Source organism: Pseudomonas sp. R11F, assembly GCF_050312575.1.
GTDB classification, from domain to species: domain Bacteria; phylum Pseudomonadota; class Gammaproteobacteria; order Pseudomonadales; family Pseudomonadaceae; genus Aquipseudomonas; species Aquipseudomonas palleroniana.
The window spans coordinates 1-311 of the sequence record NZ_JBNPJU010000081.1; the positions used below are offsets into that span (position 1 = coordinate 1).

Annotated in this window: 1 protein-coding gene; it reads left to right on the forward strand. The window is 54.7% G+C overall.

The window, feature by feature from the left end; all coding sequences use genetic code 11:
- On the forward strand, window positions 1-311 hold a 311-nt coding region (locus ACQRBV_RS27495), incomplete at both ends, for an immunoglobulin-like domain-containing protein (protein WP_427877932.1).

Here is a 311-nt window from a genome sequence, read left to right on the forward strand (position 1 = left end):
GCCACGGGCGGCAACTTTGAAAAGCTGGAAGTTGCCGGTAACGGTGCAACTACCACGATCAACGACACCATCGACAAGGTCGATGTGGTCCTGACTGCCACCAACACTGTTGGTGAAGGTGGCAACATCATTTACACCGCCAGTCTTGTGGATAAGAACGGCGCGCCGGTGACCAACATCACCAATCCGCTAACGGTCACCCTGGATAACGGCCAAACCATCACCATCGGTGTGAACCAGTCGAGCGGGTCTGTTTCTGTAGTCGCTCCAAACGACGTCTATAAAGGCGATCAAACCGTCACCACCGCCAT